Origin of the sequence: Acetivibrio mesophilus, assembly GCF_004102745.1 — a bacterium.
Classification (GTDB): Bacteria; Bacillota; Clostridia; order Acetivibrionales; family Acetivibrionaceae; genus Hungateiclostridium; species Hungateiclostridium mesophilum.
The window spans coordinates 1-13,673 of the sequence record NZ_RLII01000017.1; the positions used below are offsets into that span (position 1 = coordinate 1).

The following is a 13,673-nucleotide window of genomic DNA, read 5'->3' on the forward strand; positions in this document are numbered from 1 at the left end:
CGTCAGGTTACCGATACAGTGAAAGAACAGGCTAAACAGGGCCAGAATATAGTTACTGCAGTTGAAAATGTCACGAACCAGGCTGCTCAAATTACCAATGTAACAAAAGAACAGGCACATGGTGTTGAGGATATAGTTAAAGGTGTGGCTAATGCAAGAGAACAAGTAAAACAGATTACAACAGCCATAAAGGAGCAGACAATAAGTGCCGATAGGATTATTAATAACGTTGAGGATGTGACTGTTCAAGCTAATGAAGTGACTGCTGCAACTAAAGTTCAGGCAAATGAGGTAGAACAGTTGGCAAAATATACGTCGGAGATCAACCGCGTTATTAATCTTAACATCAACGACGTTGAACGCACTTGTGCAGTAACAAGAGAATTGACGGAATACTCGGAAGAAATTATAGATGCACTACAGGAATTAGCTCAATAGCGTTTCAAATCGGCTAATATCGAAGCTTGATTTAACTTAAAAAAGGAGAATGTACCTCTATTTATTAAAGGAAGCAACTTCAACCATTATATTTATATTGGAGAGGCGGTATGCCTCTCCACAGATTATTTTAGGGAGGGTGTAGCAAATTTGTATGGATACATTCGGTTTAATTCAATTAGCAGAGCTTATATATGAATATTGTGGTATTGACTTTTATAAAAATCTTTCCTCTCTTGAGGCTAAAATATCAGAGAGGCTTAAGGAGCTAGGACTTTCATGTTGGGAATATGGAGGCTATCTAAGGGTTGAACCGAAAGAATGGGATACTCTTATTGAACTCATTACAGTAAATGAGACCTATTTCTTCCGTGAAGAAAACCTTTTGGAAGAATTTCGAAAGGTCATACTTCCTCAATATAAAGACCGTACACCGAATAATCCTTTGCGTATATGGTGTTCAGCTTGTTCTAGCGGGGAAGAACCATATACCTTGGCAATATTAAGTGAAGAAACAGGGTTGTTTGAAGCTGGGGCTATTGAGATCATCGCTTCAGATATAGATAAAAAGGTTTTGGAAAAAGCTACGCGGGGTTTATATAATAAAAAATCATTTTCCTTTCGTACAATGCCAAAAGAAATGCTTGATAAATACTTTGTTCTATTTGGAGAGGACTATAAGGTTAAGGATTCAATAAGGGCTAAGGTTAATTTTCGCAGGCTCAATCTTTTGGAGGAAAACATATCAGAGAAGATTGGAAAGGTAGATATAATCTTCTGCAGGAATGTACTGATTTATTTTGATAAGAAAGCAATAGATAAAGTTATTAGTTCTTTATGTGATACGTTAAAAGTTGGTGGATACTTGTTTTTAGGCCATGCAGAGACTATAACGGGCATGAATACTGGATTTGAAACGATATATGCTCCCTCGACATTTTATTATCGGAAAGGAGAAAAGCGTTAATGCAGCAATATGGGGTATTAGTGGTGGACGACTCTTCTTTTATGCGAAGATGTATCAGCCTGATCATAGAGAAAGATCCACAACTTTTTATTATAGGAATTGCAAGAAACGGTATTGAAGCGATAGAAAAAGTACAGAGGCTAAAGCCTGACATTGTGACAATGGATATAGAGATGCCTGAAATGGATGGCATGACTGCGTTAAAGGAGATTATGAATAACTGCCCTGTTCCTGTTGTAATGTTGAGTAACCGAACCGATAAGGATCCAGAAACAACTTTTCGGGCTTTGGAGGCGGGGGCTGCAGACTTTTATTTAAAGAGGGTACTATTGGAAGAGACTGTAAAGCCGGAAATAATAAAGGAATTTTTAGATAGGTTAAAAGCTATCGCCCAAAAAGCAAGAAAATCTGAAATTGAGGAAAAGGATGAGATATCTAATTCTGAAAATGTATCCGAAATTCTTGAAAACATCTTAAATATGCCTGAAGATTCGATTGAAGCAAAATCGGGATTGGCTGATTTATTAATAATAGGGTGTTCTACGGGAGGACCTTCTGCGTTACAGTCCATTCTCCCACGTTTCCCGAAAGAGACTCATGTACCTATTGTTGTTCTACAGCATATGCCGCCAGGGTTTACGAAACCGTTGGCTGAACGTTTTGATACTATTTGCAATTTACGTGTGAAAGAAGCTGAGGACGGAGATATTCTTGAGGCTGGCAATATTTACATAGCTCCAGCAGGCTACCAAACCTTCCTTGATAAAAAAACAGATGGTTCGATAGCTTTAAGGATAGAAGACTGCCCGTTCGTCGAATCGGTTTACAAACCATCTATTAATGTAACTTTAGATTCAGCAGCACCTATTTATAAAGAAAGATTGCTGTCGGTTATTCTCACAGGGATGGGGAATGATGGACTTGTTGGGTGTGAGTCGGTAAAAAAATATAACGGACGGATAATTGTTGAGGCAGAGGAATCCTGCGTTGTATATGGTATGCCCAGGGTAGTTTATGAGGCAGGGCTTGCGGATGTTCAAGTGCCTCTATCGAACATTTTTAATAAAATAATGCGCTATATCTGATAATGAATGTCAGGTAATCCGGTTGTCTTTTTTTAACTAAAGTCATTCTTATATATTATTTCTCTACTAGTTTTGTCTTGTAAATCAGTCCTGAAGGAATTGCTTTTATATTAGCTACAGTTTTACAATTGTCAAATGTATTGTTGTTTTCCCTAAGGGGAAGTTATTATGAAGCATAATAATATTTGTCCCGGAATGAAACATATTACTTATCACCTGCAGTATATTCAAAGGGCTCGAATACTGTAGTTGCAGCTTTTCTAAACATTCTCCTTAAATCTATATAAACTTATACATTTTGTGTATCAATTAATATTAATGCAAATGATTGTATTCCAAATATCTGTCAACATTAAACATATTCTTTACAAGCAAGATAACTGGTATGAATAGTGAAACACTGCTCATACCAGTTATCTTGCTTGTTGTGCCGTCGCCTCAATCAACAACAATATTATAATTATCTTTTAAAGACTCCTTCATTAGTTTCTGTAGGCGTAGGAGTAGGAACTCGCGTGGGTGTTGGTGTTATTGTTGGGTTCAAATCTTCAACTGGAAACTTAAAACAGCAGTAACAATATTAATTGTACTTTGAGTGCAAAACATTGCAAAGTTATGCGTTTGAAGAATCTCAAGGTCTGAATATAGGTGATTGGCAATTAAAATAGAAATGCTTAAGGCTGTGGACTTCTTAAAACATCCACAGGAGTAAGCAGCAAAAGGAATATACTCAACAAAAAATGAGAGGGATAGATTTAGCTTTGAGCAAAGAACGTATCAATTAATCAAATAGCCACCAAATTTGATGGCTAAAATTATTCGCAGATAGAAACAATACTTAATGAGGTATATTTATAATACTTTCGACAAAAATTCCTTAGTTCTGATATTTTGAGGGTTTGAAAAGATCTCATCGGGAGTATTCTCCTCCAGAATCCTTCCCTCATCCATAAACAAAACTCTAGTAGCTATTTCTCTTGCAAACCCCATTTCATGAGTTACGATAACCAGAGTCATTCCTTCGGCAGCAAGCTGCTTGATAAGGTCAAGAACCTCTCCGACCATCTCCGGATCAAGTGCTGAAGTAGGCTCATCAAACAGAATGACTTTTGGGTTCATGGCAAGGGCACGAACTATAGCTATTCTTTGCTTCTGACCACCGGAAAGAGTTGATGGATAGACGTTGGCTTTATCTTCAAGTCCAATTCTTCTCAGCAGACGCAGGGCGTTTTCTCTTGCATCTGCCTTTATTTTTTCACGGGTAGTATTAATTTCATATAAAGGCTTTTTTTCTTTACTAAAAATATTACGAAGCCTTATAAAGAAATTCTTAAACTTCTTTGAATTAAGATCATGTATTCCTATATATACCGGTGCAAGCATTATATTTTCAATAACAGTCTTATTGTTGAATAGATTGAATTGCTGAAAAACCATACCCATATGTCGCCGATGAATGTTGATATCTACTCTCATATCTGCAATATCAACACCTTCAAATATTATTGAACCGCTTGTAGGGTCTTCCATACAATTGAGGCAGCGCAGAAAGGTGCTTTTTCCGCTTCCGGACGGACCTATGATGGCAACCTTCTCACCTTCTTTGATGCTTATTGTAATACCTTTCAACACATCAAGATTGCCATAGCTTTTTTTTAAATTAATTACGTCTATCACTCTTTCTTAGCCTCCTTTCCATTACTTTTATGAACGTTGCTATCATCATAACCAATACAATATAAATAACTGCCATAACAAAATACGGAACCATAAATTCATAGCTATTGTTGCCTATATAATTAAATGCAACATACAAATCAGAAACACCGACAAAGCTTACGACAGAAGTTTCCTTAATCAAGGCTATGAATTCATTTCCCAGAGTAGGAAGTATGTTTTTGACAGCTTGAGGGACAACTATTTTAAGCATTGCGACGCGGTAACTGAGGCCAAGAGCGCGGCCTGCCTCCATCTGACCATGGTCTACAGACATAATTCCGCCTCTCATTATTTCAGAAACATAAGCACCGCTATTGAGACCAAATACCAACACACAGACAGAAAGTGAAGACATATTGATGCCAAGCAGAGGCAGAACTACATAATAGGCTACCAGAAGCTGCACAACAACCGGTGTGCCCCTGAATAATCCAACATAAAAATCACATAGAACATCTAATATTCTAGGTAATATTTTATATTTGGGCACTACTTTAACAATAGCAATTAATGTTCCAATGATGATTCCCAATACAAGTCCCAAAATTGCGATATAAAGGGTATTTCTAAGACCCATGAGGACTTTGGTGTAGCCATTATATTCATAAAAAATTTCCCAGAACTTCAATAGTTTTTTATCAAAATTTCCCATAACAATCCCTTATATAATACAATACCCGAAAAATATCCTAAAGAGTATTGTACCACTACTATTAAAATTAGTTGAGTTCGTTAATTGCTCTTACTATACTTTGAGCAGGAGCCTCATCGATAATAACATAGCTGATATTGCCGTTGAGCATATCCTGAACGGCAAGAGAGCCTGATTTATAACCTACACATTTAACATTATAACCTTCAAAGCCCCAATCTTCATCGCCTTCAACATAGAATTGACCGGTAGTACCTATCTGAACGCCAATTTTTGTATCACTGCTTAATCCTGAAAGGATTGCTTCAACATCAGCAGCAGTTTTACAGTTATCGAATGTAGTGTCGTTTTCTTTAACGATAAGTTTTTGGGAAGCGTTATAATATTTGTCGGTGAAGGTAACATACTCTTTTCTGTCCTCTTTTATTGTAAGACCGGACATTGCGATGTCGGCTTTTCCCTGACCTACGGAAAGACAAACAGCATCAAAGTCCATGTTATTGATTACGAGTTCTTTTCCAAGATGGTCTGCAAGAAGTGCAGCAATTTCCATATCAATACCATAATACTTATCGCCTATAATATATTCAAAGGGCTCAAATGCTGCATTTGTAGCTATAATAAGTTGGTCTTTGCTGCTATCTTGTACTGCCGATGTAACAGGTTCAGGTTCCCCATCGCCAAAGTATTTATTGCTTATTTTTTCGAGGGTTCCATCGGATTTGATTTGCGAAATAAATTCATTTACCTTTGAAAGTAGTTCCGGCTGGTTTTTATCTACACCAAAAGCATATTCTTCTTCAGTTAATGGTATATCAATAACTTTAGCGCGGGAACTTTCGCTGCCTGAATTACAGCCTGTGAGAATAAAACTGCAAAGCATCAGCATTGCAACAGTTAGAATAAAACCTTTTTTCATAAAACATTCTCCTTCAAAAAACTTTATAAACTCATATATCTTATGCATACATTGTTATAAATATAAATTATCGTATCCCGGCGTTTTTGTCAACATAAAGTATGTTATCTTTTTAACAAGAATAAAGGCTGCACTAGAGCGATAGGATGTTTTGTAAAGAAAACTCCAATCGTGGTATAATCAATATATTGTTGATGCGATAATTTATGAAGAAAAATGTATAAGTAGTGTTTTCTTCGCATAATTATGCGATTGGATAGGATGGGGGATTAATGAAAAAGTATTTTATGTCTGGAAATATGAAAAGTAAGTATATGGGAAAAGGGAGAAAGGATAAGATTCTAGGTTTTTCACTTGTCATGATGTTGATCTTGTTAATGACATTCACAGCTTGTTCCAAAAACTCTGATTCTACCGTTGAAGATAAGTCCGCAAAACAGATTTATCTATATGGAGAAAGGCATGGGGTAGAAAAAATATTGGATAAAGAGTTTGATTTGTGGTGTGAATATTATAACAACAAGAATATGAGACATTTATTCGTTGAGCTTTCTTATTATACTGCAGAGTTTTTGAACCTTTGGATGGAGTCAGACAGTGACGATATTTTGGATGAGATTTATAATGATTGGATTGGCACTGCTTCACATAATCCTTATACAAAGGAGTTTTATAAGAATATTAAGAGTAAATGCCCTGAGACGATTTTTCATGGCACAGATGTTGGACACCAATACGATAGTACCGGGAAACGATTCTTGAAGTATCTTGAAGAGAATAATCTCAAAGATACAGAACAATATAAATTAGCGCAGGAAGCAATAGAACAAGGAAAATATTTTTATGAAAACGATGATGATGTATATCGTGAAAATAAGATGGTAGAAAATTTTATACGGGAATATGATGCTTTAAACGGAGAAAGTATTATGGGTATTTACGGCAGTGCCCACACTGGCCTAGATGCCCTGGACTTTACTAATTCTGTACCGTGCATGGCAAATCAACTAAAGGACGTTTATAAAGATATTATTTATTCGGAGGACTTATCTTGGTTAGCGATGAACCCGTTTGAAAGAATTGTATTTCGCCTCTTGGAATGAAATGAAAGGGGCAAAAGCGAAAGGACTCGATTTCCCGAGCTTTTATTTTGGTTTATGGAAAAATATATATAAGGGGGATTTTAGTCCCCCTTTGGCTAGCGCTTTGCCAAGCACTTTATTATCTTCTTTTTGCTTCTTTGGCTGATGCAACATTGCATATCCTTTTTATTGCTTCGATAATATCACTTTCGGTTATATCTCCCCGTCCTTCACTGGTGGCAACCATTGCGGCTTCATTAAGTATTGTTTCTATCTGGGAACAACTCAAGCCATCGAATTTTGTAGCCATTTGCTCAATTGATACACTTTCCGACAATCTTTTTTTCCTTGTATATATGTTTATCAACTCGATTCTGGTTTTATAATCAGGATAGGGAACAGTGTATTTTTTATCAAACCTTCCTGCCCGCACCAACGCTTCATCAAGAGCCTTATAGTTATTGGTTGCGGCAATAACCATAACACCGTCCTCACGGGTAAAGCCATCCATCTCATTTAGCATTGCGGTAATAATTCTATTGTTTTCCTTATCAATCCCTGTCCCGGAATAATTACGCTTTTCACCTATTCCATCAAACTCATCAATAAATACGATGCAAGGCTTATTGGCACGGGCTTTTCTAAATAGGGATTTAATTTTAGCTGGCCCTATAGACATAATTGCGCTCTGAAAATCCGTTGCTTTAGTTGCAATGAAATTGACATTAGCTTCGCCTGCCAAGGCCCTTGCAAACAACGTCTTTCCATTTCCGGGGTTTCCTTCGAGCATAATACCGTTTATCGGGCGTATTCCTTTTGCGGCATACTCCTTTGGATGTTTTAAGATGTCTACAGCCTGAAGCATTTCTCTTTTTAAATCCTCCATGCCTGCAACATCAGAGAATTTCGTATTATTATTACGAATAACTTTAAATGTGTTTTTCCAAAAACCAAAAAGCTTATATAGACCGAATATTATTATCCCGAAAAAAATGATGTTAAAAATCATATCGGTAACTGTAACTAAAAACTCATCCATACCTTTTTCCGAGACAACTTTAACTCTGTTAAGGAGCAAAAATTCTTTAAAGGAATCCAGTTCCGGATTATCGGTACTGTATTCTGTTTGATCGCCGTCTAAGTAAAACCTTACATCATCATGTCCTATTTTTGCAGAAACTACCTTACCTTCCTCCACGTAACTGTAAAAATCGGAATAAGGCAAATATTGAGACGTATCCCTTTCAAAATAAAGAGTTATACCGATAATGACTGCAAGTATAACCATAGAAATAACAAGTACCTTTTTTCTATTTTTCATCAGTCTTTCACCCTTACTAAAAATTTATATTAAACTCAATTATAACAAAATGGCTTTTATTATACAAAGAGAATTTTATCCCCATTTTTATATTGACAAATATATCGGGAGGTGATATATTATATATATCGGGGCACGATAGATTGAGGGGTGATATATGTGGACAATAATTTACCATTGACCGAAGCTATATTCTATATTCTTCTTGCTGTACGAAAACCCAACCACGGATATGGAATTATTCAGGAAGTTAGTGAGATTACAGGAGGTAGAGTGGTACTCGGTCCCGGTACATTATACGGTGCCATAAATTCTTTACTATCGAAAAAATGGATAATGCTATATAGCGAAGACGTGGCTTCTAGAAAAAAGAAGGAATATCTCATTACAAAAGAAGGTATAGAAGTTTTTTTAAAAGAGGTAAAGAGATTGGAAGAGCTTGTCCGGAATGCAAAATTGATGGAGGGATTGGCATGAAGAAGTTTAGATTGTATTATGATAAAGATAGAGAACAGGATTGGCTACAAAAAATGTCATCGGAAGGGTGGGCATTAAAGAAATTTTTTCTGGGTGTATATACTTTCGTTCCATGTAAGCCGGGAGAATATATCTATCAAATTGATTTGCTTGAAAATTGGGACGGAGACAAAGAAGATTTTGCTGCCTTTATGGAGGACAGCGGGGTTGAAGTGGTTTCACAGTGGTATAGATGGGTTTTCCTCAGGAAAAAAGCTGAGGATGGTCCTTTTGAGATGTATACGGATGTTGAATCTAAAATAAACCAGTACAATAGAATAAAGAACTTCTTTCTAGCTGCATTGATATTGGAGATTGGATGTTTTTTTATAGAAATTAATGCAGCACTGCAAACAAATAGGCCACTGTTTTGGATTTTTGCAATATTGATAGGTATTGTTGCTATTGCCTTTCTTCGGATAGTATGGAGATGCCAGTGGAAAATAGAGCAATTACAGCGGGGAAAGTAAGGGAGATACATACTTTATATATTACTTCGTAAATTAAATACGGCATCATTAAAAAGGGGCTGTTGCAAAACTAGCTGAAACAAGTTAGTTTTGCAACAGCTCCGATTTTTATGTGAAAATCTGCGAAGAAGCTGTGGCTAATATTTAAATCCGTTATAATAAATGGGAAAAAAATTAATATATATAAACGGAATAATTATGACGAATATATATATGAGGCAAAGGTTATTTATGTAGACTATGCTTTGGAAATGATTACAGGGAAAAGGAAAACGGGTGTTTAAAAGTTCAAAGAGTTTAATGGCATTGGCAAGTCAGTAGTGTTAGAACAGTCTAATGTATAATTGTCTTCTTTTCACAATGAGAAGAGTAGAATCCACAAAGACATTTTAAGATACATAAGGGAATCGAAAGAGAGTTCATAATGACAGCTGTCGGAGTTGGCCGGATTGACAACTAATGAGATTTACATAACGTAGAACAAAGAACTGTCGATAGTTTTTTTCCTTTTTAAGGAGGTGGTGTAGCCATTCCCACAATGAAATTGCGTTCTTATATGCCCTAAGACTATTAGACATTTTGAGATTTGGTAGTATAAACATTAAAAAAATTACATAAAAACATGAAAGGAGGTTTACAGGTGACCGAAACAGAAGAACTTGAAATCATAGGACAGGAAGAAGACACTCAAAAAGATAAATTTCTTACCTTCGTATTAGGCAAAGAGTCATATGGTATAGAAATAAAAAATGTGACTGAAATTATTGGCATTCAACCGATTACAGAAGTTCCTGAGCTCCCGGATTACATCCGCGGAATAGTTAACTTAAGGGGCAAAATCATACCGGTGGTAGATATGAGATTGAGATTTAAAAAGAAATTTCGAGAGTATAATGAAAGAACCTGCATAATTGTTGTTAACATAATAAATGCCTCTGTTGGCCTTATCGTTGACAGTGTGTCTGAAGTGATAGGAATTCAGGAAGAAGATATAGTTTCTCCTCCAGATATGAACCAAGGTCTTAGCAACAAATATATCAAGGGTATTGCAAAAGTAGAAAATGACGTAAAACTCTTGTTGGACTGCAATGAATTATTAAGTAAAGATGAGTTTAAAAATCTAGAAAACATCAAATAATCCAGTAGGAATCTAAATTATGAATTTTTTCGGTAATTTAAGCTTGGGAAAAAAACTGTATTCAGGCTTTGCAGCAGTATTGGTAATTCTTATAGCATTATCAGCAATAACATTTACAAATTTTTCAAAGCTGCATGAAACTACAAACTGGAACACACATACATATGAAGTTATAGTTGAACTGGAATCTATGCTGAAAGAAATGATAAATATGGAGACCGGTCAGCGTGGATTTGCCCTAACTGGAGTAGAAGAATCTCTAAAACCGTTTAATACCGGTAAAGAAGAGTTTGAAAAGCATTTCAACATTGTAAAAGAACTGACAGCCGATAACCCAAAGCAGCAGGAGCTTTTGAGCTCTCTTAAAAGTACACAGCAGGAGTGGCTTAAAATAGCTGAAGCCAGCATAAGCCTTAGAAGGAATGTGTTAAACGGCACAAATACAATGGATGATATTATAAGGGATGAACAGGCTGCAAGGGGTAAAGAAATCTTTGACAAATTCAGAGAAATTATTGCGGAGTCTGAAAGCATTGAAAGGACATTGTTGGATACTCGCGCAGAAGAATTGGAAGATCTAAAAACAAAAACGAATATGGTTATCATTATAGGAACATCTCTTTCAGTCCTTATAGCACTGGCAATTGCATTTTTCATAACAAGGATGATTACTCGTCCTGTAAATGAAATAAAAATGGTGGCACAAAATATTGCAGAGGGTGATTTGAGTGTAACAATAGACAATAAGTACTATAAAGACGAAATAGGTGCTTTAGCAGAAGCATTTGAAAAAATGACTGAAAATCTAAATGAAGTTATGACTAATATAAACTCTTCTGCAGAACAGGTAGCATCGGGTTCCAGACAGGTTTCCGACTTCAGTACATCCCTTTCTCAGGGAGCTGCCGAGCAGGCAACTTCCACAGAAGAGCTCTCTGCTTCTATTGAAGAAGTCTCATCGCAAACAAAACGAAATGCAGAGAATGCAAACCAGGCTAATTCGCTTGCTGAAAATGCAAAATTAAATGCTTCTCAAGGTAATGAACATATGAGCAGGATGCTAAAAGCTATGGATGAAATAAATGATTCTTCTGCGAGTATATCTAAGATTATAAAAGTTATTGATGAGATTGCATTCCAAACAAACATACTGGCTTTAAATGCAGCAGTTGAGGCTGCAAGAGCAGGCCAGCACGGTAAAGGATTTGCAGTAGTAGCGGAGGAAGTAAGAAACCTTGCACAAAGGTCTGCAAATGTAGCAAAGGAAACTACAACAATGATTGAAGATTCTATTAATAAAGTAGAAGATGGCACTAAGATTGCAAAAGAGACAGCAGATGCCCTTAATGAAATAGTTGATAATATTGCAAAGGTAACCGAGCTGGTAAATGACATTGCCACAGCATCAAATAATCAGGCTACTGCAATTTCACAGATAAATCAAGGAGTTATTCAGATATCGCAGGTGGTGCAGACAACATCTGCTACTTCTGAAGAGAGTGCTGCTGCAAGCGAACAACTTGCAGGCCAGGCAGAAGTATTAAAAGAGCAGGTTTCCAAGTTTAAACTTAGAAAGACTATCAGGTCAGCTTCTTATAAAGAAGCGAACGATATTAATCCTGGTATTTTAAAAATGCTTGAGGATATGATAGATAAAGACAAAGTCGCTAAAAAATCAACTGGTGAAAAAAGTAAAGAACTGGTATCAAATAGTTCCAAAAAAATTGTGCTGAATGAAAATGAGTTTGGCAAATATTAATACGTAAAACGGGGGACAGTATTCTGTTTCAAATCATCCTGCCTCTTTTATTAATTGGAGGCGGGGTGATTTTTTATTTGGCCTCTTGGAATGAAATGAAAGAGGCAAAGGCGAAGGGACTCGATGTCCCGAGCTTTTATTATAAAAAAATATACCGTTCTTGGCTAATACCAAGGAACGGTATAACTGAAAAGCGATTATTTAAATAGTCCATTGACCATGGGCGATACATACAAGATACCACTGGCCGTCATACTCTTCAAAAACCAACCTCAGGCTTGCCCAATCCGCACTATCATAAGGTTCGGGCTGTGCGGTCCCGGGGAAGTAGTACTCTATGAATTTGCCGTCAGGATAAATATCCAAAATATTGACAATAGTATTTCCATAGGGCTTTATTTCATTGTATGACACTATTTCTACATTCTCAAAATCATGGTCATATATGAATCTGTCGTAATACTGTGCAAAGGTTAATTCAATCGGATGACCAGATCCGTCATATTCTCCCCAAGTATACACTTCTCCCGACTCCAACAGGCCTATTATTTGATCCTTTGTAAACACTTTATGCTTTTCTAATTCAATGTGGGAATAGGGGGAGAACAGCACACCTTTCATAGGATGGACCAATGAGGCCAGCTTTTCCATATCCTTTTCCTTAATAGCTTTAATTGCTGTTTGAGACTTGGCTTCAACTTCAGCTTTTATCTCACTTGAACTCTTCTGGATAATCTTATCATTTCTTTTGAAGGGTTCGCTTAATACAGCATGTATATATGCATCTTGCTTTTGTCCTTCAATAAGAAACTGTACTTTTTCGATATTGGGAAGCTCGGTCATTGTATTGATTATTGAGTATAAAGTCATTAATTCTCCCGCTGTTCCCACGGAATTGTTATCAACAAACTCTCTAGAAAGATCAAGGGTGCAGATACCGCCTTCAGTGGATACCGATAAAAGTCTTGTCCCCTTAGGTACTGTTGCATATAAACCTTCGCTTTTCGGGCCCTTTTGCAATTCTTCAAACACTAATCTTTCTATTTGTGTGTCTTTGATTATTTCAACTTCCCTCTTTTCGGCTACAACTTTGTCTGCATTGGAATTTGAATAATAAAGGGTAATTGTCCTCTTTTCTACAGGATTTTGAACTGCTGGGTTTGTACTTTCAGGTAAAACAGCTGGATTGGTATTTTGGTGGTTAGTAACCGAAGCGGTTGGATTAGGTTCCACATTGTTGCCATTATTAATTAATCCTCTGAGATTACTAAAATTTGTTACACCTACCATTACCACAACAAGTACTGCTGCAGATACCAAAATTGGCTTAATAACAGGCATTGCCTTATGAAATGCTCTGCCAACCCAAAACTTTTTATTTTTGCTATATCTATTCACATCAATTGCCTCCATTACATTTTTGCTGATGCTTTTACTTGCCAAAGAACTGTCCTTTGCATAAGTTTCTGTAAATTTCAGTACACCATAGTGCCTTTTGCATCTTTCACATGCATCCAAATGTTCTTTAACTCTCTTTTTCTCTTCATCGGAGAGTTGATTTTCGGAATATTTAATTATGTCTTCAAAACTAAAATTGCACTTCATTT

13 protein-coding genes are annotated in these 13,673 nt (G+C 36.4%); 8 read left to right on the forward strand and 5 right to left on the reverse strand.

The window, feature by feature from the left end; translation table 11 throughout:
* From EFD62_RS11850 to EFD62_RS11860, 3 genes are all read left to right on the forward strand, one after another.
* A partial coding sequence (locus EFD62_RS11850) for a methyl-accepting chemotaxis protein (RefSeq protein ID WP_206659757.1) occupies positions 1-438 on the forward strand: 438 nt, incomplete at its 5' end.
* Positions 439-592: 154 nt separating this feature from the next.
* On the forward strand, positions 593-1,405 hold the full coding sequence (locus EFD62_RS11855) for a CheR family methyltransferase (protein ID WP_128706185.1): 813 nt from the start codon (positions 593-595) through the stop codon (positions 1,403-1,405).
* Positions 1,405-2,490: a protein-glutamate methylesterase/protein-glutamine glutaminase gene (locus EFD62_RS11860; RefSeq protein WP_128706186.1), complete on the forward strand. Its 1,086-nt coding sequence runs from the start codon at positions 1,405-1,407 to the stop codon at positions 2,488-2,490. The genes EFD62_RS11855 and EFD62_RS11860 overlap by 1 nt, the downstream gene beginning before the upstream one ends.
* An 852-nt stretch (positions 2,491-3,342) precedes the next feature.
* Here the strand turns inward: EFD62_RS11860 and EFD62_RS11865 are convergent.
* The 3 genes from EFD62_RS11865 to EFD62_RS11875 all read right to left on the reverse strand — a co-directional run bounded on the left by EFD62_RS11865 (position 3,343) and on the right by EFD62_RS11875 (position 5,780).
* Positions 3,343-4,167, reverse strand: coding sequence for an amino acid ABC transporter ATP-binding protein (locus EFD62_RS11865; protein ID WP_069195323.1), 825 nt, complete (start codon positions 4,165-4,167; stop codon positions 3,343-3,345).
* Positions 4,151-4,861 (reverse strand): amino acid ABC transporter permease, encoded by a 711-nt coding sequence (locus EFD62_RS11870; protein ID WP_069195322.1) that lies wholly within the window; start codon positions 4,859-4,861, stop codon positions 4,151-4,153. Before EFD62_RS11870 ends, EFD62_RS11865 begins: the two co-directional genes overlap by 17 nt.
* 67 nt (positions 4,862-4,928) lie before the next feature.
* Complete coding sequence (locus EFD62_RS11875) at positions 4,929-5,780, reverse strand: transporter substrate-binding domain-containing protein (protein WP_069195321.1); 852 nt, start codon at positions 5,778-5,780, stop codon at positions 4,929-4,931.
* A gap of 272 nt (positions 5,781-6,052) precedes the next feature.
* On the opposite strand from EFD62_RS11875, the gene EFD62_RS11880 reads away from it, so the two are divergent.
* Positions 6,053-6,883, forward strand: a complete 831-nt coding sequence (locus EFD62_RS11880) for a hypothetical protein (RefSeq protein WP_069195320.1) — start codon at positions 6,053-6,055, stop codon at positions 6,881-6,883.
* A 118-nt stretch (positions 6,884-7,001) separates the two neighbouring features.
* Here the strand turns inward: EFD62_RS11880 and EFD62_RS11885 are convergent, their stop codons facing one another.
* The gene (locus tag EFD62_RS11885) at positions 7,002-8,183 is read right to left on the reverse strand and encodes an FtsH/Yme1/Tma family ATP-dependent metallopeptidase (RefSeq protein ID WP_128706187.1); all 1,182 of its coding nucleotides are present in this window, start codon (positions 8,181-8,183) and stop codon (positions 7,002-7,004) included.
* A gap of 159 nt (positions 8,184-8,342) precedes the next feature.
* Between EFD62_RS11885 and EFD62_RS11890 the strand changes: the two genes are divergently transcribed.
* The 4 genes from EFD62_RS11890 to EFD62_RS11905 all read left to right on the forward strand — a co-directional run bounded on the left by EFD62_RS11890 (position 8,343) and on the right by EFD62_RS11905 (position 12,066).
* Complete coding sequence (locus EFD62_RS11890) at positions 8,343-8,660, forward strand: PadR family transcriptional regulator (protein WP_069195318.1); 318 nt, start codon at positions 8,343-8,345, stop codon at positions 8,658-8,660.
* Positions 8,657-9,169, forward strand: a complete 513-nt coding sequence (locus EFD62_RS11895; RefSeq protein ID WP_069195317.1) for a DUF2812 domain-containing protein — start codon at positions 8,657-8,659, stop codon at positions 9,167-9,169. Before EFD62_RS11890 ends, EFD62_RS11895 begins: the two co-directional genes overlap by 4 nt.
* A gap of 622 nt (positions 9,170-9,791) precedes the next feature.
* Positions 9,792-10,307 carry a chemotaxis protein CheW gene (locus EFD62_RS11900; protein ID WP_069195316.1) on the forward strand — a complete coding sequence of 172 codons (516 nt, stop codon included), beginning with the start codon at positions 9,792-9,794 and terminating at the stop codon, positions 10,305-10,307.
* Positions 10,308-10,326: 19 nt separating this feature from the next.
* A complete protein-coding gene (locus EFD62_RS11905) occupies positions 10,327-12,066 on the forward strand; it encodes a methyl-accepting chemotaxis protein (RefSeq protein WP_069195315.1) in 1,740 nt (579 codons plus the stop codon).
* A 201-nt stretch (positions 12,067-12,267) separates the two neighbouring features.
* Here the strand turns inward: EFD62_RS11905 and EFD62_RS11910 are convergent, their stop codons facing one another.
* The gene (locus EFD62_RS11910) at positions 12,268-13,671 is read right to left on the reverse strand and encodes a GerMN domain-containing protein (protein WP_069195314.1); all 1,404 of its coding nucleotides are present in this window, start codon (positions 13,669-13,671) and stop codon (positions 12,268-12,270) included.
* Positions 13,672-13,673: the final 2 nt, after the last annotated feature.